The sequence below is a fragment of the Pseudofrankia saprophytica genome (genome assembly GCF_000235425.2).
Taxonomy (GTDB): Bacteria; Actinomycetota; Actinomycetes; order Frankiales; family Frankiaceae; genus Pseudofrankia; species Pseudofrankia saprophytica.
Genome location: NZ_KI912267.1, coordinates 725949 through 749323, shown reverse-complemented (window position 1 = coordinate 749323; position 23375 = coordinate 725949). Strand labels below are relative to the sequence as shown.

Genomic DNA, 23375 nt, shown 5'->3' with positions numbered 1-23375 from the left:
GCCCGCCGCCGCGCCGCCCGGTGCCGACGCGCCGGCGACGAGGGAGGGGCTGTGGAGCACCGCCCGGCGGCTGCGCCGGCTCGCTCCGCAGGCGACGAACGGGATCGGCGTGACGCTGCTGCTCGCCCTGATCGCCACCGTCGGCAAGATCGTCATCCCGCTGACCGTGCAGCAGACGCTCGACCGTGGCGTCACCGGCTCGGACGGCGTCGACCTGGGTCTGGTGCGCACCGCCGTCACGATCGCGGCGGTCGCGATCGTGGTGACGGCGACCGCCACGTACGTGATGAACGTGCGGCTCTACAAGGTCTCCGAGGGGGCGCTGGCGACGCTGCGGGTGCGCGCGTTCCGGCACATCCACGACCTGTCGATGCTCACCCAGGCGACCCAGGCCCGCGGCGGGCTGACCGCCAGGGTGACCACCGACGTGGACCAGATGTCGCAGTTCCTGCAGTTCGGCGGCGTGATGCTGGTCGTCTCCGTCGGCCAGATGGTCGTCGCGACCGTGCTGATGCTGGTCTACTCCTGGCCGCTGACGCTGCTGGTCTACGTCTGCTTCGTCCCGATGGTGTTCGCGACCCGCCGCTTCCAGCGCCGGCTGGCCACCCGGTACGCCCTGGTGCGCCGGCGGGTCGGGGACATGCTCGGCGCCGTGTCCGAGTCCGTGGTGGGTGCCCACGTGGTGCGTGCCTACGGTGCCCAGCGGCGTACCGCCACCCGGGTCGACGAGACGGTCGAGGCCTATCGCTCGGCGCAGAGCCGGGCACAGGTGCTGGTCGCGGTGGTGTTCTCGGCGGGCGAGCTGGTCAGCGCCGTGGCGCTCGGCGGGGTGGTACTGCTCGGCGTCGGCCTCGGCGTCGGCGGGCAGCTGTCCACCGGCCGGCTGGTGGCGTTCCTGTTCCTGATGACGCTGTTCGTCATGCCGGTGCAGATGCTCACCGAGGTGCTCAACGACGGCGCGAACGCGCTGGCCGGCCTGCGCCGCGTCCTGGACATCCTGGACACCCCGAGCGACGTCCGCGACCCGGCCGAGCTCGACGTCGCTGGCGTCTCCGAGGGCTCGGACGCCGCTGGCGACTCGCGTGGCGCTGGCGGCCGGGACCTGCCGGCCGGCTCGCTCGACGTGACCTTCGACGAGGTCACCTTCCGGTACCGGACCGGCCCGCCGGTCCTGCACGGCGTCGACCTGCGGATCCCGGCCCTGGCCCGGGTCGCCGTCGTCGGCGAGACCGGGTCGGGCAAGACGACGATCGCCAAGTTGCTGACCCGGCTGATGGACCCCACCGGGGGCGAGGTGCGCATCGGCGGGGTGCCGCTGACCGAGGTGCGCTTCTCGTCGCTGCGCGGCCGGGTGGTCATGGTGCCGCAGGACGGTTTCCTGTTCGACGCGACGGTCGCCGACAACGTCCGCTACGGCCGGCCCGGCGCCACGGACGCCCAGATCGGCGCGGCCTTCACGCGGCTCGGCCTCGCCGACTGGCTCGCGGCCCTGCCGGCCGGGGTACGCACCCCGGTGGGCGAGTCCGGCGGGCTGCTGTCGGCCGGCGAGCGCCAGCTCGTCGCCCTCGCCCGCGCCGAGCTCGCCGACCCCGACCTGCTCGTCCTCGACGAGGCGACCTCCGCCGTCGACCCGGCGACCGAGGTCCGCATCGGCCAGGCGCTGCTGGAGCTCACCCACGGCCGCACGTCCGTGACGATCGCCCACCGCCTGTCCACCGCCGAGACGGCGGACCTGGTGCTCGTAGTCGACGCCGGCCGCGTCGTCCAGCGCGGCATCCACGCCGACCTGGTCGCCCAGCCCGGCGTCTACCAGCGCCTGCACGCCTCCTGGTCCGCCGGCATCGCCGCCCTGTAGCGCGGCCCTAACAGAGCCCTACCGGCCCTACCAGCCAGGCTCGGCGAGGTCCCCGCTCCCCGCTCAGTGGGTGGGGGCGCGGCTCTCCTGGACGAGCAGGACGCGGCTGGTGGGGCCGGGGAGCTGGCGCCAGCGGTGGGGGACGACGCCGGGGTAGTAGAGGGTGTCGCCCGGGCCGAGGGCGAACAGGCCCTCGCCCGCGACCTCCACCTCGATCCGGCCGGTCATCACGAAGGCGAACTCGTCGCCGGGGTGGGTGAACGCGTCGCCGAACTCGGTCGGCGCGCCCTCGAAGAGCACCGGGTACATCGCGCGCGTGCCGGACACCAGCGAGCGCGCGACGCCGACCGGGTTCTGCGCCAGGACGCCGCCGCCGGCCCGCACCAGGCTCACCCGCCGCCCGGCGGACGGGCCGTCGGCGTCGGCGTCGTCGGCGGCCTCGTCGGCGGTGCCCATCGACATGAGCTCGAGCTGCGTCGTGCCGAGCGCCTCGGCGATCCTGTGCAGCGAGACCATGCTCGGCCAGGCGAGGCCTCGTTCCAGCTGGCTGAGGAAGGGGTGCGACAGCTCCGCGAGGGCCGCGAGCCGCACGAGCGTGAGCCCTCTGCGCTGCCGCAGCGTCCGGATCGACCGCCCGATCCGTTCGCGCACCTCCCGCTCGCTCGTCCCGGCCCGGGCCTGCTGGCCGACCTCATCCGTGCACATGGGCGCCATCGTCCCATTTGCGCCGGCACTTCGGCCCGCGACGAACCGTCGGGCGGCGGTGCGCCGTCCCGTGAGGGATGCGGGCATGGCCCCTTTGGGCGGAGCGTGTTCGCCGGCGTACCGCCGGTCAGGCCTGGGCAGCGGTCACGCGGGTGGCGAGCGCGAGCAAGGCGTGGTCGGTGCCGGGCGCGCCGATGAGGGCCAGGCCCACCGGGCGGCCGCGCACCAGCAGGAGCGGGAGGACGACGACCGGCAGGCCGGCGAGACCGGCGGCGCAGGTCAGGGTCAGGGTGGCGGCACGCAGGCGGTCCTTGGCCTCGACGGCGAGGTCGATCGCGGGTGCCGGGCCGCTGGTCGCGGGAACGACCAGAACGGCACCGGTGCCGAGCGCGGCGCCGAGCGTCGCGCGGACCTGGGCGCGGACCGCACGGGCCGTCGTCAGCTCCTCGTCGGTGACGGCCGCCGCGCCGGCGAACCGGCCGGCGATGCCGGGGCCGAGGACGCCGGGGTGGGCGGCCACCCACGCCCCGTGTGCCTGGTTCGCCTCGAAACCCTGGCCGTGGCGGAAGGCGAGGAACCAGTCGCGCAGCCGGCCGGCCGCGATCGCCGGCACCCGCCGGACCGGCAGGTCGACGGCCGCGGCGAGCGACGGGACGGCGCCGGCGAGCGCGGCGGCGGTGTCGGGCTCCGCGAGGGCGACGAGGTCGTCGGCGACGAGCAGCGCGCCCGGCGCTGGCAGCGCGGGGTCGGCGGGCGGCAGCAGCACCGCGCCGACCCGTGCGAGCGTGGCCGCGTCGCGGGTGAGCCACCCGACGGTGTCGAAGCTCGGCGCGAGCGGGACCACCCCGGCGGCCGAGACCGCCCCGTGCGTCGGCCGGATGCCGAACAGGCCGCAGTAGGACGCGGGCACCCGCACCGAGCCGCCGGTGTCGGTGCCGAGGCCGACGTCGACCAGGCCGAGCGCGACGGCGCTCGCCGGGCCGCTGCTGGATCCGCCGGGGATGACGCCCGGCGCGGTCGGGTTCGGCGGCGTGCCGTAGTGGACGTTCGTCCCGGACAGGCTGTACGCGAGCTCGTCGGTCTGCGCGAGCCCGGTGACGTCGGCGCCGGCAGCGAGCAGCGCGGCCACCGCTGGCGCGTGCTCGGCCGCGGGCGCCGCCTCGGCGAGCCAGGCCGGGTTGCCCGCCCCGGCGCGGTGCCCGGCGACCGCGAACAGGTCCTTGACGGCGACCGTCAGCCCTCGCAGCGGCCCCTGGTCCGCGCCGGCGACCAGCGGCTCGCCCCGTATCCGCCAGACCGCCGCCGTGCTGACCTCCACGCCAGGTGCCGGCGGGGGCGAACCGCTGACGTGCGCCGCCGCGACCCGCCACCGTGACTGGCCGCCCGGGCCGGGTCCGGAGTCGTCGGGCACCGCCACCCAGACCTGGGTCTGCAGGCCGCGGCCGCCATCGGCACGGGTGATCTCGGCGACGAGGACGGCGAAGGCCGGGCCGTGCGCCTGGACGTGCAGCCGATCGACCGTACGCGGCCCGGGCAGCCCGCCCCGGGTGCCCCTGGTGCGGCGGAACTCGCTGATCTCGGCGTGCCCGACGAGCACGCCGCTGGCGTCGGCCCGCAGCGTCGCCGGCTCGTCGAGGAACAGCTCGTCCAGCGCGTCCAGGTCGTTGCCGAGCAGCGCTCGCTCGTACCGCCAGAACGCCTCCTGCAGCCCCGCCGGCCAGGCTGGGTCGTCGACGGGCGCCCCGGTGCCGTGGGAGGCGGCGGGGGACTGGCCGACCGCGTAGAAGCGGACGTCGCGGGACACGGGCAGCTCCTTCGGCCACGGCGACAGGCGGCGGCGGGCGACAGCCTGTGGCAGAACAGACTGTGGCAGGCGACAAACCGCCTCAGTAGACCACCTGACGGGCCACCCGACGTGGCCCGGAGCGGGGCGCGAGAGGGGCGTAACGGATGGGTGATGGCGCTGAAACACCCGCGCGGCAGTGTTCATGGCATCAACACCGTGGCGAGGGGAGTGCGATGCGCGTCGGCGTGTTTCTCTTCGGGGCCGTCGAGATGGGCGACACCATCGGCGCCGGCGGCACGGAGCCGACGGCGCGTCGCTACACCCAGGCCGAGTTCCTGGCCGCGACGCGCCGCATCCTGGACACCGGCGTGCTCGCCGACGAGCTCGGCTACGACGCCTTCTGGCTGACCGAGCACCACTTCCAGCACGAGGGCTACGAGGTCGTGCCGAACGGCCTGCTGTTCGGCGCCTTCCTCGCCGAGCGGACCCGCCGGATCCGCATCGGCACGATGTTCAACGTCGTCGGCCAGTGGCACCCGCTGCGCCTGGCCGAGGACTTCGCGATGCTGCACAACCTCTCCGGCGGCCGCGGCATCCTCGGCGTCGGCCGGGGCACCGTGCCGCGCGAGATCGAGCCGCTCTCGCTCGGCCGGATGTCGATCGGCTCCACCGACAACCCGGACGCGCTCGCCGCCGACGCTGTCAACCGCGACGTCACGAACGAGGCGCTCGACCTGCTGCTCACCGCGCTGGACAACGAGACTTTCAGCCACCGCGGCAGCCATTTCCAGGCACCTCCGCCGGGCATCCCCGACCGGGGCGGCGAGGTCGAGTCACTCACCCTCATCCCGCGTCCGGCCTACCCGTACGAGGTGTGGCAGGCGATCAGCAGCCCCGGCTCGCTGGCGGCGGTGCCCGCGCGCGGATTCGGCGGCGTGTTCTGGCTGGCCAGCCGCTCGCTGCTGCGCGCCCGCTGGGACCGCTACGCCGAGGTCTACGCCGATACGCATGGCGGCGCGGCGCTCGCCCCCGGCGAGAAGCGGATGGTCGTCCTCAACACCTACGTCGCGGACACCCGCGAGCAGGCGATGGAGCTCGCGCGCCCCGGCCACGACGAGTTCTGGCGCTTCCTCGGCCCCTACGGATGGAACCGGGCCTACCTGGGCCCCGACGGCGGCATGCCGCCGGCCGGCTGGGTGCCGACCCTGGAGGACTCCGTCGAGCAGGGCGTGTGGGCGGTCGGCACCGCCGAGGACGTCGCCGAGTCGATCCTGCGGCTGCGTGACGACCTGGGTGGCCTGGCCGACCTGACGATCTTCCCGACGGGCCCCGGCGAGAGCTACGACGCCACCGACGAGCAGCTGCGCCGCTTCGCCCGCGACGTCCGTCCGCTCCTCGACGCCGCGGAGCCCGTCGCGGCCGGCTCCGTCGCGGCCGATGCCGCGCCATGACCGACCAGGAACCTGCCGTGCCGCTCGGGCCGAGCGCCGTCAACAGCTGGCGGGTCGGACCCGGCGCGGTGGACCTGCGGCGCCCGGCCCAGCCCGAGCGGGCGCTCACCGTGCCGGCCCTGCCGCAGCGGCTCACCCTGGACCTGGCCCGCACCGCCGTCGTCGTGATCGACATGCAGAACGACTTCTGCCACCCCGACGGCTGGCTCGCCGGCATCGGCGTCGACGTCACCCCGGCCCGAGCGCCGATCCCGGTGCTCGCCGAGCTGCTCCCGGCGTTGCGCGCCACCGGCGTGCCGGTCGTCTGGCTCAACTGGGGCAACCGCCCCGACCGGGCCAACCTGCCGCCGGGCGTGCTGCATGTCTACAACGGCGACGGCGCGGGCACCGGCATCGGCGACCCGCTGCCGAACGGCTCCCCGGTGCTCACCGAGGGTGCCTGGGCGGCGGCCGTCGTCGACGAGCTGCAGATCGAACCGGGCGACGTCGAGGTCTCCAAATACCGGATGAGCGGCTTCTGGGACACCCCGCTGGACACGGTGCTGCGCAACCTGCGGGTCGACACGTTGCTGTTCGCCGGCGTCAACGCCGACCAGTGCGTGCTCGCGACGCTGACCGACGCGGCCTGCGTCGGCTACGACGTCGTGATGGTCGAGGACGCGGTCGCGACGACGTCACCGGAGTTCTGCATGGAGGCGACCGTCTACAACGTCCGCCAGTGCTTCGGCTTCACCGTCACGGCCGCCGACCTCGCCGACGCGCTGAAGGCTTTGGGTTGAGCGCCGCCGAGCCCGCCGGGCCGCCCGTGGTCCGGCCACTGGCCGAGGTGACGGCGCACCGGATCTCACCCGCCGACACCGTCAGGCTCGCCGTCCTCAGCGGCCCGGCCCAGGGCTCGCCGACCACCGTCGTGTTCGAGATCTGGGAGCCGGGGGGCTCGCAGCCACCGAACTCCCATCCCGCCTCGACGGAGACCTTCGTCGTGCTCGCCGGCACCGGCCTCGCGCACAGCGACGGGCACACCCGCCCGCTCGGCCCCGGCGACGTGCTCGTGCTGCCGCCGGGCTCCGTCCACCGCATCGTGAACACGTCCGACACCGACCGCCTTTACACGATCACCGTCATGGCGCCCGACGACGGCTTCGCCGCGCTGATCGAGCGCGGCCCGGTCGCCGGCCTGGACCCCGAGGATGTGGCCGTCCTGCGGGAGAACGCCGCGCCGTGAGCGGGCGGGAGCGGCTGATGGCCGACCAGGACCCCTGGTTCGTGACCCGAAGACTGCGCGACGGCGTGTGGCTCGTCGCCGAGCCGTGGCACGTCTACTGCTTCCTCGTCGTCGGCACCGAGCGGGCCGTGCTGGTCGACACCGGCACCGGCATCGCCGACATCTCGGCCCCGGTCCGCCGGGTCACCGGGGCGCCGGTGCTCGTCGTCAACACCCACGCGCACGACGACCACCGCGGCGGGAACGGCTACTTCGACGAGGCCGCGGCCCACCCGATCGCCGTCGAACGGCTCACGCACGAGGTCCCCGCCGAGCGCGTCGGCGCCTACCTGACGGTGGCCGCCGAGCAGCTCGCCGCCTACGAGACGGCGCTCGCGCTCGACGACCGTTACTTCCACCTGTTCACCGCCGACGTCCGGCCCCGCGCGCTGCCGCCGGGCGTCCGCGCCGCCACGGCCGCTCCGATCGGGACGGGGCCGGCGGCCCGCCCGCTCGCCGACGGCGACGTGATCGACCTGGGCGGCCGGACGCTGCGCGTCCTGCACAGCCCGGGACACTCGCCGGACTCGCTGTGCCTGCTCGACGAGCGCGACGGCCTGCTCTTCGTCGGCGACACGCTGATCACCGGCGACTTCTGGGCGCACACCGACGACACGGACCTGGAGGCGTTCGTCACCAGCCTGCGCCGCCTCGACGGCGACCTCGCCGGCCAGGTCAGCCGGGTCATGCCGGCGCACACCCGCTCCTGCGAGGCCGGGCCGCACCTGCTGCGCGACGCCGCCGACGCGATCGAGGCCGTGCACACCGGCCGCAGCACCGGTGAACCGGGTCTCGACCTCTACGGCCGCCCTGTGCTGCGCCACCGCTTCACCGAGTTCAACATCCTCAGGCCTGCTGTATAGGACACGGGCCTTGGCTTGGTGACGTCTCGGCGGCGAGTCACCATGCGGCGCGCAGGCGCGCCTCGCGGAGGCCCGGCCCACGAGCGAAGCGAGGTGGGTCGGGCCGCAGCGAGGTCGCCGGAGCGCCCGTTCGCGGAGGAGGACACGGCGCGGAGGTCCCTTGGGAGCGAAGCGAGTAAGGGGCCGGAGCGCCGTGCCCGCACGGAGCGAACCAGAAACACGGCAGAATGGGCCCGGTGAGTGTGACCTCGTCAGGGCTCGACCCGGCGCTGGCCGGGCGGCTGAAGCGGGACGCCGCCGGGCTGTTCCCCGCCGTCGTCCAGCAGTACGACACCGGCACCGTCCTCATGGTCGGCTGGATGGACGACGAGGCGCTGCACCGGACACTGACCACCGGCCGGGCCACCTACTGGAGCCGCAGCCGCCGGGAGTACTGGGTCAAGGGTGACACCTCCGGCCATGTCCAGTGGGTGCGCTCGGTCGCGCTCGACTGCGACGGTGACACGGTGCTCGTCCAGGTCGACCAGGTCGGCCCCGCCTGCCACACCGGCGCGCGCAGCTGCTTCGACGGCCGCGAGCTGCCGGCGGCGCACGGCTCGCCGGATGGCCCGACGCCCCAGACGGGAGAGCCCCGATGACGACCGGTGAGATCTCACCCGACCGCGCCGCGTTCCGCGCGCTGGCCGCCGGCCACGCGGTCGTGCCGGTCACCCGCCGGCTGCTCGCCGACGGGGAGACGCCCGTCGGCGTGTACCGCAAGCTCGGCGGTGGCCCGGGCACCTTCCTGCTGGAGTCGGCCGAGCACAGCGGGATGCGGTCCCGCTACTCGATCATCGGGGTGCGCGCGGCGGCGACCCTGACCGAGGTCGACGGCGTGGCCTGCTGGGCCGGGGGGCCGCCGCCGGCGGGGGTACCGACCGGCGGTGACCCGCTGGTCGTGCTGCGCGCCGTGGAGCAGGCGCTGCGCGCGCCTCGGCTGCCCGGCATGCCGCCGCTGATGGGCGGACTGGTCGGCTACCTCTCCTACGACTTCGTGCGCCGCATCGAGCGGCTGCCCGAGCATGCCGTCGACGATCTGCGCATACCCGAGCTGCGCCTGCTGCTGTGTACCGACCTCGCCGTGCTCGACCACGCCGACGGCTCCTGCCTGCTCGTCGCGAACGTGTTCACGCGCGCGCCCGGCGCGCCGGCCGGCGCGCCCGCCGCGGACGGGACGTATCCGACGGTCCCGCTCGACGAGGCGGCGCTGGACGCCGCGTACGACGACGCGGTCGCCCGGCTGGAGGTGATGACCGCCGAACTGCACAAGTGGACCGAGCCGACCGTCGCCGCCACCGGCGCGCTCGCCGCCCTCGACATCGCGGGGTTCACCTCGGCGATGGCGCCTGGCCAGTTCCAGCAGGCGGTGGAGCGCTCGATCGAGGAGATCCGCGCCGGCGAGTGCTTCCAGATCGTGGTCTCGCAGCGGTTCGAGCGGGCGACCTCCGCCGGCGCCCTCGACATCTACCGGGTGCTGCGGGCGTCGAACCCGAGCCCGTACATGTACCTGCTGCGCTTCGGCGACTTCGACGTCGTCGGCACGTCCCCCGAGGCGCACGTCAAGGTCACCGGCGACCGGGCGCTGCTGCACCCGATCGCGGGCAGCCGCCCGCGCGGCGGCACCCCCGAGGCGGACGCGGAGCTCGCCGCCGAGCTGCTGGCCGACCCGAAGGAACGCGCCGAGCACGTCATGCTCGTCGACCTGGTTCGCAACGACCTGGGCCGGGTCTGCGTGCCGGGGACGGTGCGGGTCGTCGAGTTCGCCACGATCGAGCGCTACTCGCACATCATGCACATCGTCTCCACCGTCACCGGCCAGGTCACGCCCGAGCACAGCGCCGTCGACGTGCTCGCGGCGACGTTCCCGGCGGGAACCCTGTCCGGGGCGCCGAAGGTGCGGGCGATGGAGATCATCGACGAGCTCGAGCCGACCCGGCGCGCCCTCTACGGCGGTGTCGTCGGGTACCTCGACTTCGGCGGCGACCTGGACACCGCGATCGCGATCCGCACCGCGCTGGTCCGCGACGGCTGGGCCTATGTCCAGGCCGGGGCCGGTATCGTCGCGGACTCGGACCCGGACGCGGAGGACCGCGAGAGCCGCACGAAGGCCGCGGCCGTGCTGCGGGCGATCGAGATCGCCGAGTCGCTGCGTTCCCCCGGCTGAGGCTGGGCTGGGCGTCGGGGCGCTTCGCGTCCTCCGTACGTGGTCGGGAGTCCAGGCACATGAACCAGAAGGCAAGTATCGACGCGGACGAGGCGGTCGGCGTGCCTGCGCCGATGGCCTCGGGCGCTGACGCCGACGCGGCCGTGCGGATGCACGTGCGCGACGCGGCCGGCGGACTCCCGGCCGGCCGGCCGGGGCTGGCCGGCCGGGCGGGCCTGGGCGCCGCTGTGCTCGCCTGCCTCGTGGGGGCGGGGCTGGTGCTGTTCGCGAGCTCGGCGACGTGGGCGCGCACCGAGGTGCGGGACGCGACGACGACCGGTGGCGGTGCGGTGGGGACGCCGCTCGCGGTGGCCCTCGGCGGCGGGGACCTCGCGCCGGCGGTGAGCGCGCTCGGGCTGGTGGGCCTCGCCGCGGCGGTCGCCCTGGTGGCGACCAGGGGCGCCGGCCGGCGGGTCGTCGGGGTGCTGGTCGCCCTGGCGGGCGTCGGTGTGGTGGTGCTCGCCGCTCGGATCGGGGTCACGCCAGAACCGGCCGTGCGCGCGGCGCGCCACGTCGTGGACCTCGCCCCCAGCGGCCATCCCCGGATCGGCCAGGTCCGGCTCTCGGCCGCCCCGTGGGCCGCGGCGCTGGGGGGCCTGGCGTTCGTCGGCGCGGGCCTGGTGGCGGTGGTGTTCGGTCCCCGCTGGCCGGGCATGGGCGGCCGCTACCACACCAGGGCGCCCCGCCCGCTGGACGACTGGGACGCGATCGAGCGCGGTCAGGACCCGACGGCCTCGGCCGACTCGGTGGACCGGCCCGACCGGCCCGACCAGGGCGGTTAGCTCAGGTAGCTCCACGAACACGCTCTACCGTCCGGATCGTCGCGCTGGTGCCCGGACGCGGGATGGGTCCGAAACGGCGATGATGCGCGGGATGGCCGTGCCGGATGATGTGCCGGGCTCCGCGCGGGTGGGCTCCCGTCGGCGGGGAAGAACGAGCAACAACGAGACAACGACGCTGCGTGTCCGCCGAGACGGCCATCGTTGCAGGATATGACCTGCTTAGCCGTTGATCGTCTGCAAATGCCTAGTCCGGACGATCGCCGGGCAACTACGGACGGTCAAGGATTCGGCGCGGCCATGGGGGGCCATGTGCGTTCCTGGTGCGTGGGCCTACCATCGGCGCCATGGCAGCGAAAGCCAGAGGAGCCCGGCTGTGACCGTCCTCGACGAGATCATCGCCGGTGTCCGTGCCGACTTGGCCGAGCGTGAGGCGCGTATCCCCTTTGACCTGCTCAAGCAGCGGGTCGAGAAGGTCCCCGACCCGCGGGACGCCCTCGCGGTGCTGCGCGCCCGCCGCGTCGCAGTGATCGCCGAGGTGAAGCGGCGCAGCCCGTCGAAGGGCGAGCTCGCGGGCATCCCCGACCCCGGGGCGCTCGCCGGCATCTACGAGTCGGCCGGCGCGGCGGCCGTCAGCGTGCTCACCGAGCGGCGCCGCTTCGGTGGGTCGCTAGCCGACCTGGACGCCGTCCGCGTAGCTGTCGACGTGCCCGTGCTGCGCAAGGACTTCATCGTCTCGCCCTACCAGGTCCTGGAGGCGCGGGCGCACGGCGCCGACATCGTGCTGCTGATCGTCGCGGCGCTGGACCAGCCCCGGCTCGTCGGCCTGCTCGAGCGGATCGAGTCGCTCGGCATGACGGCGCTGGTCGAGGTCCACGACGAGACCGAGACGATGCGCGCGCTCGACGCGGGGGCCCGGCTCGTCGGCGTCAACGCCCGCGATCTCAAGACGCTGGAGATCAGGCGCGAGACGTTCGCCCGGCTGGCCCCGCTGGTGCCCTCCGGCGTGCTGAAGGTCGCCGAGTCCGGCATCCGCGGCCCGCACGACCTGCTCGCCTACGCCGAGGCCGGCGCCGACGCGGTGCTGGTCGGGGAGGCGGCGGTCAGCGGCTCGGACCCACGCCAGACGGTCGCCGACCTCGTCGCCGCGGGCGCCCACCCGGCCACCAAGGTCGGGCGCTAGCGCCGGGCGCGAGCTCCCCGCGCCAGCGCCCGCGCGGGGCTGCTCGGACCCGAAGAACGGGTGGGGTGGGTGGATAGAGTCGGGGCGTGAGCCCCAGCAGCGCCGGAGCTACCGGCACCACCGCACCGGCCGTCCCCTCGTTCCTGGACGCGGAGCCCGGGGCGCGGCCAAGCGTGCCGGACACGCTGGGGCACTTCGGGCCGTTCGGCGGGCGGTTCGTGCCCGAGGCGCTGATGGCCGCCCTGGACGAGCTGACCGCGGCCTACGACGAGGCCCGCGCGGACCCGGCGTTCGTCGCCGAGCTCGACGGCCTGCTCGCCAGCTACGCCGGCCGGCCGACCCCGGTCACCGACGCGCGCCGGCTCACCGCGCGCATCGGCGGCGCCCGGCTGCTGCTCAAGCGCGAGGACCTCGCGCACACCGGCTCCCACAAGATCAACAACGTGCTCGGCCAGTGCCTGCTGACCAGGCGCATGGGCAAGACCCGGGTGATCGCCGAGACCGGCGCGGGCCAGCACGGCGTCGCGACCGCGACCGCCTGCGCGCTGCTCGGCCTGGAGTGCGTCGTCTACATGGGCGAGGAGGACACCCGCCGCCAGGCGCTCAACGTCGCCCGGATGCGCCTCCTCGGTGCCGAGGTCGTCCCGGTCACCTCCGGCAGCCGGACGCTCAAGGACGCCATCAACGAGGCGCTGCGCGACTGGGTCGCCACCGTCGATCGCACGCATTACTGCATCGGCTCGGTGATGGGCCCGCACCCGTTCCCGATGCTGGTGCGTGACTTCCAGCGGATCATCGGCGTCGAGGCCCGCGAGCAGGTGCTCACGCTCACCGGGAAGCTCCCGGACGCGATCGTCGCCTGCGTCGGCGGCGGCTCGAACGCGATGGGGATCTTCCATCGTTTCATCCCGGACACCTCCGTCCGGCTGATCGGCTGCGAGGCCGGGGGCGACGGCCTCGCCACCGGCCGGCACGCGGCCGCGATCGCCGGCGGCGGCTCCGGTGTGCTGCACGGCATGCGGTCGTACTTCCTGCAGGACGACGACGGCCAGACGAAGGTCTCGCACTCGATCTCCGCGGGCCTGGACTACCCGGGCATCGGCCCGGAGCACGCCTGGCTGCACGACACCGGCCGGGCGACCTACCGGGTCGTGGACGACGCGGCGGCGATGGAGGCGCTCGCCCTGGTCGCGAAGACCGAGGGGATCCTGGTCGCGATCGAGAGCGCGCACGCGTTCGCCGGCGCGTTCGACGTCGCCCGCGAGCTCGGCCCGGACGCGACGGTCCTGGTCAGCTGCTCGGGACGAGGCGACAAGGACGTCGACACGGCGGCCCGCTGGTTCGGCGTGCTCCCCGCCGACGGCGGTGAGCCCGCTCACAGCTGACCCGGGGTGGGCGACAGGCATCCCGACAGACATCCCGACAGGCACGCGCATGACGGCCGAGACCGGCCGGGAGACGGACAGCTGGTGCAGGCACAGGGCACGCGCGGGCGGCTCGCGGACACCTTCGCGGCGGCACGCAAGGAGGGCCGCTCGGTCCTGGTCGGCTACCTGCCGGCCGGATTCCCGACGGTCGACGGCGCCATCGCGGCCATGCGCGCCATGGTCGAGGCCGGCGTGGACGTGGTGGAGGTCGGCCTCCCGTACTCGGACCCGACGATGGACGGCCCGGTCATCCAGGAAGCCGCCGACGCCGCGTTGCGCGGCGGGGTCACCACCGCCGACGTGGTCCGCACCGTCGAGGCGGTCGCCGAGACCGGGGCGCCCACGCTCGTCATGACCTACTGGAACCCGGTGGAGCGCTACGGAGTCGAGCGCTTCGCCGCGGACCTCGCCGCCGCCGGCGGCGCTGGTGTCATCACCCCCGACCTGCCTCCGGAGGAAGCGGCCCCGTGGCTCGCCGCCGCCGGCGCGCACGACCTCGACCCGGTCTTCCTCGTCGCGCCGAGCTCGACCGACGAGCGGATCCAGCTGGTGACCGGCATCACCGGCGGCTTCGTCTACGCCGCGTCGCTCATGGGTGTGACGGGCGCCCGCCAGTCGGTCGGCGCCGCGGCCGAGGGCCTGGTCAAGCGGGTGCGGGCGGTGACCGACCTGCCGGTGTCGGTCGGCCTCGGCGTGCGCGACGGCGCCCAGGCGGCGACCGTGGCCGCCTTCGCCGACGGCGTGATCGTTGGCTCGGCCCTCGTCGGCGCCCTGCTGACCGCCGAGCGCGCGGGCACGGGGCTCTCAGCCGGCCTGGACGGCATCCGGGCGCTCACCGCCGAACTCGCGGCGGGGGTCCGCCGCCCTTCCCCGGCCACGGGCGACGCCTGACCGCCCGCCACCGCCGCACGACGGTCGGTGGGTAGGCGCTGTCCAGCTCTTGTTTGCCGGAGGGGTGGACGAGGCGGCGGTGTCGCTAGGTAGCCTTGCGCCGTGGTACTAGCCGCGATTCCCAGCCCATCCCGAGGCGTCATCCACCTCGGGCCGCTGCCGCTGCGCGCCTACGCCTTTATGATCATAATTGGCGTCGTCGTCGCGGTCTGGCTGACGGGGCGGCGGCTGCGCGCCCGCGGGGCCGACCCGAACCTCGCCGGGGACGCCGGCGTGTGGGCGGTGCTGTTCGGCATCGTCGGCGCCCGGCTCTACCACGTCATCACCAGCCCCGAGGCCTACTTCGGGGCGGACGGGCACGTCGCCGACGTCCTGAAGGTGTGGAACGGCGGGCTGGGGATCTGGGGGGCGGTCGCCGGCGGCGCGCTGGGTGTCTGGATCAAGACGAGGCGGTCGGGCGTCTCGTTCCTGATGTTCGCCGATGCGGCGGTGCCCGGCATCGTCCTGGCCCAGGCGATCGGCCGCTGGGGCAACTACTTCAACCAGGAGCTGTTCGGCCGGCCCAGCACGCTGCCCTGGGCGCTGGAGATCGATGCGGCGCACCGGCCGGCCGGGTACGAGCAGTTCGCGACGTTCCACCCGACGTTCCTGTACGAGTCGCTGTGGTGCCTGGGTGTCGCCGCGGTCCTGCTCCTCGTCGACCAGCGGCGCCGCCTCGGCCGCGGCCGACTGCTCGCGCTGTACATCATGCTGTACACCGTCGGCCGGGCCTGGATCGAGGCGCTGCGCATCGACGACGCCACGCACATCGGCGGCCTGCGGCTCAACGACTGGGTCAGTATCGCGGTCTTCGTCGGCGCGCTTCTGATGTTCATCCTCCTGCGCAAGCCCGTGGACCGGGGCGGCGAGCCACCGGCGGCGGTCACCCCCGCGCAGACCGGTGGCGACGCGCCCGAGGCCGGGACCCCGGCCGAGGAGAACGCGACGACGGACCCGAACGTGACGGACGCCAAGCCGGTGGACGCGAAGCCGGCGGACCTCAGGCCGGCAGGCGCGGCGACGGCCGCCGCCGCGAGTCCCGCGGACGAGGTGCTGGCGGACGAGATCCTGGCGGGCACCAAGCCCAGCGAGTCCCTGCCGGCCTCCCCAAAGCCGGCGGCCACCCCGGCCACCCCGGCCACCCCGGCCACCCCGGCCACCCCGACCGGCGACCTCGCCGGCTCCGCCGACGCGGGCGAGGTCGTCACGGCCGGCGCCGTCACCGCGAGGGTCGGCCTGGACAAGTCGAGCGGCGCCGGGGCCGCGGACAGCGGCGGGGACGGTCCCGCTGGCGGTAGCCCTCGCGATGCCTGACTCCGGCCTGGGCCACCGGCACCGGGACACGCATCGCGACGTCTCCGGTGGCTGGCTGCGCCCGGCGGTGTTCGGCGCGATGGACGGGCTGGTCAGCAACGTCGCGCTGCTGTCCGGCTTCGCGGGCGGCGCGTCGTCGCGGTCGACGGTGCTGCTCGCCGGGCTCGCGGGGCTGGCCTCCGGCGCGTTCTCGATGGCCACCGGGGAGTACACGTCGGTCACGTCACAGAACGAGGCGATGGCCGCCGAGATCGAGGTGGAACGACGGGCGCTGTCGGACTTCCCGACGGACGAGCGTGCCGAGCTCGCCGCCACCTACGCGAGGAAGGGCGTCGACCCGGAGCTCGCCGACGCGGTGGCCCGTCAGCTGCACGCCGACCCGGAGGTCGCGCTCGCGATCCACAGCCAGGAGGAGCTCGGCGTCACACCCGGCCGGCTGCCGAGCGCGCTGGTCGCCGCGGCCTCCTCGTTCGCCGCGTTCGCCGTCGGGGCCCTGGTACCCGTCCTGCCGTACCTGCTTGGCGCCGACACGTTCCTGGCGAGCGGTGTGCTGGCCGCCGTGGCCCTGTTCGCCGTCGGGGTGGCCGTCAGCCGGTTCACCGGCCGTTCGCGGCTGCTGTCCGGCGTCCGCCAGCTCGCCCTCGGCGCACTCGCCGCCGGCGCCACCTACCTGGTCGGCGTCCTCGTCGGGGGCGTCAGCTAGGAGGCCGTCGGCCACGGGGTCGTCGACCGCCCCCGGGCGCGCGAATGGTGGGAACATACCTCCCTAAAGGGGGGGTACGAACCGGGCAGGTCAGCGTAAGCCGGGTGTGTATGGAACACAACTGTCACATTCATGTGACCTGGCGGACACTGACGATCTCAGCGAATCGGGCGGGGGCGTGGCACACTCGTTGCAGCGTATGACGCGACTGGCTCACCGCGCCCTGACCCGGCTGACATGGCCTCAGCTGACATGATCCCAGCTGTCTCGGCCCTGGCTGTTCGGGGCGGGTCTTCCGTACCTGGGAGACCTCGAGGCGCGCTGTGCCCAGGCACCGGTGCCTGGCGCCCGGTGCAGGCCGTCGTCGCGTCACCCGGACAGCGTCGTCCGCACCCCTTCAGGCCCTGAAGACGGACAGGACACCTCCGGATGCCGACTAAGCAAGGTCTCTACGACCCCTCCTTCGAGCACGACGCCTGCGGTGTCGGGTTTGTCGTCGATGTGCACGGCCGGCGTAGTCATGAGCTGGTCGACCAGGGCCTTACGGTACTGCGCAACCTCGACCATCGGGGAGCCTCGGGTAGCGACCCGGACACAGGTGACGGAGCCGGCATCCTCGTCCAGATCCCGGACGTGTTCCTGCGCGACGTGGCCGGCTTCCCGCTGCCGGCTCCCGGCCGGTACGCCGTCGGCATCGCGTTCCTCCCGCAGGTGGCCGGTGACCGCGACGAGGCGGTGCGCACCATCGGCAGGCTGACCCGGCAGGAGGGCCTGCGGCTGCTCGGCTGGCGTGAGGTGCCCGTCGTCAGCCACATCGTGGGCCACGCCGCCCGCGAGGTCGAGCCCCGGATGCGCCAGCTGTTTGTCACGCTGCCCGGTGTCCCGGTCGCGGCGGCCGTCGGCGCGCCGGTCGAGGACGACACGCCGTTCGACGTCATGGAGCTGGAGCGCCGCGCGTTCTGCCTGCGCAAGCGGATCGAGCGGCAGACCGGGGTCTACCTTCCGTCGCTGTCGGCGCGCACGCTGACCTACAAGGGGATGCTGACCACCCACCAGCTGTCGGCCTACTTCCCCGACCTCGACGACCCGCGGTTCGCCAGCGCCATCGCCCTGGTGCACAGCCGGTTCTCGACGAACACCTTCCCGAGCTGGCCGCTGGCGCACCCCTACCGGCTGATCGCGCACAACGGTGAGATCAACACCGTCCGCGGCAACCGCAACTGGATGCGCGCCCGCGAGGCGCTGCTCGCCAGCGACCTGATTCCCGGCGACCTGTCCCGGTTGTTCCCGATCTGCGCCGCCGACGCCAGCGACTCAGCCAGCTTCGACGAGGTCCTCGAGCTGCTGCACCTGGGCGGGCGCAGCCTGCCGCACGCCGTGCTGATGATGATCCCGGAGGCCTGGGAGAACCACGCGGAGATGGACGCGCGGCGCCGCGCCTTCTACCAGTTCCACGCCACGCTGATGGAGCCGTGGGACGGGCCGGCGTCGATCGCCTTCACCGACGGCACGATGATCGGCGCGGTGCTCGACCGCAACGGCCTGCGCCCGTCGCGTTACTGGATCACCGACGACGGCCTGGTCGTCATGGCCTCCGAGGTCGGCGTGCTCGACATCCCGCCGCACCGGGTGATCCAGAAGGGCCGGCTCCAGCCGGGCCGGATGTTCCTCATCGACACCGCCAAGGGCCGGATCGTCAGCGACGACGAGATCAAGTCGGAGCTCGCCACCGCCTCGCCCTACGGGGAGTGGCTGCACGCCGGCGTCATCCAGCTCGCCGACCTGCCGGCCCGCGAGCGGGTCGTCTACAGCCACGCGTCGGTCACCCGCCGTCAGCAGGTCTTCGGCTACACCGAGGAAGAGCTGCGGATCATCGTCGCGCCGATGGCGCGCACCGGCGCCGAGCCGATCGGGTCGATGGGCACCGACACCCCGATCGCGGCGCTCTCCGAGCGGCCGCGGCTGCTGTTCGACTACTTCCAGCAGCTGTTCGCCCAGGTCACCAACCCGCCGCTGGACGCGATCCGCGAGGAGCTGGTCACCAGCCTCGGCAACTACCTGGGGCCGGAGGGCAACCTGCTGACGGCGAGCCCCGCCACCTGCCGGGTGGTCCACCTCCCCTTCCCGGTGATCAGCAACATCGAGCTGTCGAAGATCATCGGCATCAACGACGACGGCGACATGCCCGGCTTCGCCGCGGTCACCGTCCGCGGCCTCTACGAGGTCGCCGGTGGGGGTGCGGCGCTCGCGGCGCGGATCGAGGAGATCTGCGTCGGGGTCAGCGCGGCCATCGCCGACGGTGCCCGCATCATCGTGCTGTCCGACCGCGACTCCGACGAGCGGCTCGCGCCGATCCCGTCGCTGCTGCTCACCGCGGCCGTGCACCACCACCTGATCCGGGAGAAGACCCGCACCAAGGTCGGCCTGATCGTCGAGGGCGGCGACGCGCGCGAGGTGCACCACATCGCGCTGCTGGCCAGCTACGGCGCCGCCGCGGTCAACCCGTACCTGGCGTTCGAGGGCGTCGAGGACCTCATCGGCCGCGGCGAGATCGAGGGCGTCACCCCGGAGCAGGCCGAGAAGAACCTCATCAAGGCGCTCGGCAAGGGCGTGCTGAAGGTGATGTCCAAGATGGGCATCTCCACCATCGCCAGCTACACCGGCGCCCAGGTCTTCGAGTCGATCGGCCTGCGCTCCGACGTCATCGACAGGTACTTCACCGGCACCGCCTCGCGCCTGGAGGGCGTCGGCATCGACGTGCTCGCCGCCGAGGTCGCCGCCCGGCACGCCCGCGCCTACCCGCGGGTGGCCACCGAGCTCGCGCACCGCAGCCTCGAGATCGGCGGCGAGTACCAGTGGCGCCGCGAGGGTGAGCTGCACCTGTTCAACCCGGAGACGGTGTTCCTGCTGCAGCACGCCACCAGGACCCGCCAGTACGACGTGTTCAAGGAGTACACGGCCAAGGTCGACGAGCTGTCCAAGCGCGACGCCACCCTGCGCGGGCTGTTCGAGCTGCGGCCCGGCCTGCGCCGACCCATCCCCATCGAGCAGGTCGAGCCGGTCTCCGAGATCGTCAAGCGGTTCGCCACCGGCGCCATGTCCTACGGCTCGATCAGCGCAGAGGCGCACGAGACGCTCGCGATCGCGATGAACCGACTCGGCGGCAAGTCGAACACCGGCGAGGGCGGCGAGGACGCCGAGCGGTTCGTCCCCGACGCGAACGGCGACCTGCGCCGCTCGGCGGTCAAGCAGGTCGCCAGCGGTCGGTTCGGCGTGACCAGCGAGTACCTCGCCAACGCCGACGACCTGCAGATCAAGATGGCGCAGGGCGCGAAGCCCGGCGAGGGCGGCCAGCTGCCCGGCCACAAGGTCTATCCGTGGATCGCGAAGACGCGGCACTCGACGCCGGGCGTCGGCCTGATCTCGCCGCCGCCGCACCACGACATCTACTCGATCGAGGACCTCGCCCAGCTCATCCACGACCTGAAGAACTCGAACCCGAAGGCGCGGGTGCACGTCAAGCTGGTCGCCGAGGTCGGCGTCGGCACCGTCGCCGCCGGCGTGTCCAAGGCGCACGCCGACGTCGTGCTCATCTCGGGCCATGACGGCGGCACCGGCGCCTCGCCGCTGACGTCGCTCAAGCACGCCGGCGCCCCCTGGGAGCTGGGCCTGGCCGAGACCCAGCAGACGCTGCTGCTCAACGGGCTGCGCGACCGGATCGTGGTGCAGGTCGACGGCCAGCTCAAGACCGGCCGTGACGTCGTCATCGGCGCGCTGCTGGGCGCCGAGGAGTTCGGCTTCGCGACCGCGCCGCTGGTCGTCGCCGGCTGCGTGATGATGCGGGTCTGCCACCTCGACACCTGCCCCGTGGGCGTGGCGACCCAGAACCCGACGCTGCGGGCCCGGTTCACCGGCAAGCCCGAGTTCGTCGAGAACTTCTTCACGTTCATCGCCGAGGAGGTCCGCGGGTACCTCGCCCAGCTGGGCTTCCGGACGCTCGAGGAGGCCGTCGGCCGGGTCGACCTGCTCGACGCGACCGCCGCCGTCGAGCACTGGAAGGCCGAGGGCCTCGACATCAGCCCGCTGCTGCACACCCCCGAGGCGCCGTTCGGCCGGTCGCTGCACAACTCGGCCAGCCAGGACCACGGCCTCGACAAGGCGCTCGACAACTCGCTCATCCAGCTGTGCGAGGGCGCGCTGGAGGACGGCCGGCCGGTGTGGCTGGAGATGCCGATCCGCAACGTCAACCGGACCGTCGGCACCATGCTCGGCTACGAGGTCACCCGCCGCTACGGCGCGGTCGGCCTGCCGGACGACACGATCTCGCTGCGCTTCACCGGCTCGGCCGGCCAGAGCTTCGGCGCGTTCGTCCCGCGCGGCATCACCCTCACCCTGGAGGGCGACGCCAACGACTACACCGGCAAGGGCCTGTCCGGCGGGCGGATCATCGTCTTCCCGCCGAAGGAGGCGCCGCTGCGCGCCGAGGAGAACATCATCGCCGGCAACGTGCTGCTCTACGGCGCGACCGCGGGCGAGGCGTTCTTCCGGGGCGTCGTCGGCGAACGGTTCTGCGTGCGCAACTCGGGCGCGACCGCCGTCGTCGAGGGCGTGGGCGACCACGGCTGTGAGTACATGACCGGTGGCACGGTCGCGGTGCTCGGGCCGATCGGGCGCAACTTCGCGGCTGGCATGAGCGGCGGCGTCGCCTACCTGTACGCCCCGGTGAGCGCGCGGATCAACACCGAGATGGTCGACGTGGAGCCGCTCGACGCGGAGGACCGGGCGCAGCTGGTCAGCCTGCTCACCCGCCACCGCCGCGAGACCGGCTCGACGGTCGCCGCCCGGCTGCTGGCGGACTGGGAGGACGAGCAGGAGAAGTTCGTCAAGGTCATGCCCCGCGACTACAAGCGGGTGCTGACCGCGATCAAGCAAGCCAAGGAACAGGGCATCCCCGCCGACGACCTGATCATGGCTCTAGCCCGCAGCTGACGCAGTTGGGCTGGGACTCGCCGGGGGTAAAACCCTGGTGGGGAGGTTCAAGATCAAGCAGCCGGGCCAGACGCGGAGGCCCGTCCGCGAGCGCCGGGGTTCCTGCGGAATCGGCGAAGCCGATTTCGGAGGTCGTGACGTGGCCGGGCCGCGGCGGAGGTCGCCGGAGCGCGCCGCCCGGACGAAGCGAACCATCAATAAGGAGCGGCATGGCTGACCCGACTGGGTTCCTCCGGCACCACCGGGAGCTTCCGGCGCGCCGGCCCGTGGACGTGCGGATCCAGGACTGGCGGGAGGTGTACGAGGAGTTCCCCTCGCCATCGCTGGCCGCGCAGGCGGCGCGCTGCATGGACTGCGGCATCCCGTTCTGCCACAACGGCTGCCCGCTGGGAAACATCATTCCCGAGTGGAACGACCTCGCGCGCCGGGGTGAGTGGTCCGAGGCGATCGACCGGCTGCACGCGACGAACAACTTCCCGGAGTTCACCGGGCGGCTGTGCCCGGCGCCGTGCGAGGCGGCCTGCGTCCTCGGGATCTCCGACGACCCCGTGACGATCAAGCAGATCGAGGTCTCCATCATCGACCGGGCGTTCGCCGACGGCCGGGGCGTCGACCCCATACCGCCGTCGACGCGCACCGGGAAGAAGGTCGCCGTCGTCGGCTCCGGCCCCGCCGGGCTCGCCGCCGCCCAGCAGCTCACCCGGGCCGGGCACGACGTCACCGTCTACGAGCGCGCCGACCGGATCGGCGGCCTGCTGCGGTACGGCATCCCCGAGTTCAAGATGGAGAAGGCCGTCCTCAACCGCCGTATCGCGCAGATGGAGGCCGAGGGGACGAAGTTCGTCACGTCCTGCGACGTCGGCGTCGACATCGGCGCGGACGAGCTCCGCGCGTCGCACGACGCGGTGGTGCTGGCCGGCGGCTCGACCATCGGGCGCGACCTGCCGGTGCCGGGACGGGAGTTCTCCGGCGTGTACCAGGCGATGGAGTACCTGCCCCTGGCCAACAAGGTGCAGGAGGGCGACCTCGCCGAGCCGCCGATCAGCGCGGCGGGCAAGCGGGTCGTCGTCATCGGCGGCGGTGACACCGGCGCCGACTGCCTCGGCACCGCCCACCGCCAGGGCGCGGTCTCCGTGCACCAGTTGGAGATCATGCCGCGGCCGCCGGAGTCCCGCCCGCCGGCGAACCCGTGGCCGAGCTACCCGATCGTCTACCGGGTGTCGTCGGCGCACGAGGAGGGCGGCGAGCGGGTGTACGCCGTCTCCACCGAGTCCTTCCTCGGTGACGAGGACGGCCGGCTGCGCGCCCTGCGGATGCACGAGGTCCAGATGGTCGACGGCAGGTTCCAGAAGGTCGAGGGCACCGACGTCGAGCTGCCCTGCGAGCTGGTGCTGATGGCGATGGGCTTCGTCGGCCCACAGCGCGAGGGCCTGGTCAACGATCTGGGCGTCGAGCTGGACGCACGCGGCAACGTCGCCCGCGACGCCGGCTGGCAGTCCTCGGTCCCCGGCGTGTTCGTCGCCGGCGACATGGGCCGCGGCCAGTCGCTCATCGTCTGGGCGATCGCCGAGGGCCGCTCGGCCGCGGCAGCCGTCGACCGTTACCTGGTCGGCGCCACCGACCTGCCGTCCCCGATCACCCCGACCCGCCGCTAAGCGCCGGATCCCGACCGGCCGGTAGCTTCTACCTTCTTGTGGCTGTTGCAGTGACCATGGCTACGTTGCAGTGACTATGGCTATCACGATGGCCGTGACGATGACTGTGACGATGACTGTGGCTTGTGATCGTGATTTGTGTTCGGTGGCCGTGTCGCTCGGCACGGTCACCGAACGCGGCGAGAAGCCTTTGTAGAATGTGATTTGCTTCTTTGAGAATGGGATTTTC

At 73.5% G+C, this 23375-nt stretch carries 17 protein-coding genes; 15 read left to right on the top strand and 2 right to left on the bottom strand.

Going from position 1 to position 23375, the window contains the following annotated elements:
- Positions 1–49 precede the first annotated feature (49 nt).
- On the top strand, positions 50–1855 hold the full coding sequence (locus FRCN3DRAFT_RS0237610; RefSeq protein ID WP_027141290.1) for an ABC transporter ATP-binding protein: 1806 nt from the start codon (positions 50–52) through the stop codon (positions 1853–1855).
- Positions 1856–1918: 63 nt separating this feature from the next.
- On the opposite strand, the gene FRCN3DRAFT_RS0237605 is transcribed toward FRCN3DRAFT_RS0237610, so the two are convergent.
- Positions 1919–2560, bottom strand: a complete 642-nt coding sequence (locus FRCN3DRAFT_RS0237605; RefSeq protein WP_007515685.1) for a helix-turn-helix domain-containing protein — start codon at positions 2558–2560, stop codon at positions 1919–1921.
- Positions 2561–2687: 127 nt separating this feature from the next.
- On the bottom strand, positions 2688–4364 hold the full coding sequence (locus FRCN3DRAFT_RS52290) for an amidase (protein WP_007515684.1): 1677 nt from the start codon (positions 4362–4364) through the stop codon (positions 2688–2690).
- 215 nt (positions 4365–4579) lie between these two features.
- Between FRCN3DRAFT_RS52290 and FRCN3DRAFT_RS0237595 the strand changes: the two genes are divergently transcribed.
- The 14 genes from FRCN3DRAFT_RS0237595 (at position 4580) to FRCN3DRAFT_RS0237530 (ending at position 23146) form a co-directional block, all read left to right on the top strand.
- Positions 4580–5797: an LLM class flavin-dependent oxidoreductase gene (locus FRCN3DRAFT_RS0237595; RefSeq protein WP_007515683.1), complete on the top strand. Its 1218-nt coding sequence runs from the start codon at positions 4580–4582 to the stop codon at positions 5795–5797.
- Positions 5794–6576, top strand: a complete 783-nt coding sequence (locus FRCN3DRAFT_RS0237590; RefSeq protein WP_007515682.1) for a cysteine hydrolase family protein — start codon at positions 5794–5796, stop codon at positions 6574–6576. Before FRCN3DRAFT_RS0237595 ends, FRCN3DRAFT_RS0237590 begins: the two co-directional genes overlap by 4 nt.
- Positions 6573–7022, top strand: coding sequence for a cupin domain-containing protein (locus FRCN3DRAFT_RS0237585; RefSeq protein WP_007515681.1), 450 nt, complete (start codon positions 6573–6575; stop codon positions 7020–7022). Before FRCN3DRAFT_RS0237590 ends, FRCN3DRAFT_RS0237585 begins: the two co-directional genes overlap by 4 nt.
- The gene (locus FRCN3DRAFT_RS48175; RefSeq protein WP_051467432.1) at positions 7019–7924 is read left to right on the top strand and encodes an MBL fold metallo-hydrolase; all 906 of its coding nucleotides are present in this window, start codon (positions 7019–7021) and stop codon (positions 7922–7924) included. Before FRCN3DRAFT_RS0237585 ends, FRCN3DRAFT_RS48175 begins: the two co-directional genes overlap by 4 nt.
- Before the next feature lie 227 nt (positions 7925–8151).
- A complete protein-coding gene (hisI, locus tag FRCN3DRAFT_RS0237575) occupies positions 8152–8562 on the top strand; it encodes a phosphoribosyl-AMP cyclohydrolase (protein WP_007515679.1) in 411 nt (136 codons plus the stop codon).
- Positions 8559–10127, top strand: a complete 1569-nt coding sequence (locus FRCN3DRAFT_RS0237570; protein ID WP_007515678.1) for an anthranilate synthase component I — start codon at positions 8559–8561, stop codon at positions 10125–10127. Before hisI ends, FRCN3DRAFT_RS0237570 begins: the two co-directional genes overlap by 4 nt.
- Before the next feature lie 59 nt (positions 10128–10186).
- Entirely contained in the window at positions 10187–10948 is a 762-nt protein-coding gene (locus tag FRCN3DRAFT_RS0237565) for a Trp biosynthesis-associated membrane protein (protein ID WP_007515677.1), read from the top strand.
- A gap of 373 nt (positions 10949–11321) precedes the next feature.
- A complete protein-coding gene (trpC, locus tag FRCN3DRAFT_RS0237560) occupies positions 11322–12128 on the top strand; it encodes an indole-3-glycerol phosphate synthase TrpC (RefSeq protein ID WP_007515676.1) in 807 nt (268 codons plus the stop codon).
- A gap of 86 nt (positions 12129–12214) precedes the next feature.
- A complete protein-coding gene (trpB, locus tag FRCN3DRAFT_RS0237555) occupies positions 12215–13513 on the top strand; it encodes a tryptophan synthase subunit beta (RefSeq protein WP_007515675.1) in 1299 nt (432 codons plus the stop codon).
- Positions 13514–13597: 84 nt separating this feature from the next.
- Positions 13598–14446 carry a tryptophan synthase subunit alpha gene (gene trpA, locus FRCN3DRAFT_RS0237550; RefSeq protein WP_007515674.1) on the top strand — a complete coding sequence of 283 codons (849 nt, stop codon included), beginning with the start codon at positions 13598–13600 and terminating at the stop codon, positions 14444–14446.
- Between the two features lie 102 nt (positions 14447–14548).
- A complete protein-coding gene (gene lgt, locus FRCN3DRAFT_RS52285; protein WP_007515673.1) occupies positions 14549–15799 on the top strand; it encodes a prolipoprotein diacylglyceryl transferase in 1251 nt (416 codons plus the stop codon).
- The gene (locus FRCN3DRAFT_RS0237540) at positions 15792–16502 is read left to right on the top strand and encodes a VIT1/CCC1 transporter family protein (RefSeq protein WP_007515672.1); all 711 of its coding nucleotides are present in this window, start codon (positions 15792–15794) and stop codon (positions 16500–16502) included. The genes lgt and FRCN3DRAFT_RS0237540 overlap by 8 nt, the downstream gene beginning before the upstream one ends.
- A 429-nt stretch (positions 16503–16931) precedes the next feature.
- Positions 16932–21491 (top strand): glutamate synthase large subunit, encoded by a 4560-nt coding sequence (gltB, locus tag FRCN3DRAFT_RS0237535; protein WP_007515671.1) that lies wholly within the window; start codon positions 16932–16934, stop codon positions 21489–21491.
- 209 nt (positions 21492–21700) lie between these two features.
- On the top strand, positions 21701–23146 hold the full coding sequence (locus tag FRCN3DRAFT_RS0237530) for a glutamate synthase subunit beta (RefSeq protein WP_007515669.1): 1446 nt from the start codon (positions 21701–21703) through the stop codon (positions 23144–23146).
- The last annotated feature ends 229 nt before the right edge of the window (positions 23147–23375 follow it).

Coding starts and splice junctions, on each gene's coding strand:
- FRCN3DRAFT_RS0237595 (WP_007515683.1), top strand. CDS start 4,580: ATGCGCGTCGGCGTGTTTCTCTTCGGGGCCGTCGAGATGGGCGACACC.
- FRCN3DRAFT_RS0237530 (WP_007515669.1), top strand. CDS start 21,701: ATGGCTGACCCGACTGGGTTCCTCCGGCACCACCGGGAGCTTCCGGCG.
- FRCN3DRAFT_RS0237590 (WP_007515682.1), top strand. CDS start 5,794: ATGACCGACCAGGAACCTGCCGTGCCGCTCGGGCCGAGCGCCGTCAAC.
- FRCN3DRAFT_RS0237605 (WP_007515685.1), bottom strand. CDS start 2,560: ATGTGCACGGATGAGGTCGGCCAGCAGGCCCGGGCCGGGACGAGCGAG.
- FRCN3DRAFT_RS0237570 (WP_007515678.1), top strand. CDS start 8,559: ATGACGACCGGTGAGATCTCACCCGACCGCGCCGCGTTCCGCGCGCTG.
- FRCN3DRAFT_RS0237540 (WP_007515672.1), top strand. CDS start 15,792: ATGCCTGACTCCGGCCTGGGCCACCGGCACCGGGACACGCATCGCGAC.
- FRCN3DRAFT_RS0237565 (WP_007515677.1), top strand. CDS start 10,187: ATGAACCAGAAGGCAAGTATCGACGCGGACGAGGCGGTCGGCGTGCCT.
- gltB (WP_007515671.1), top strand. CDS start 16,932: ATGCCGACTAAGCAAGGTCTCTACGACCCCTCCTTCGAGCACGACGCC.
- hisI (WP_007515679.1), top strand. CDS start 8,152: ATGGGCCCGGTGAGTGTGACCTCGTCAGGGCTCGACCCGGCGCTGGCC.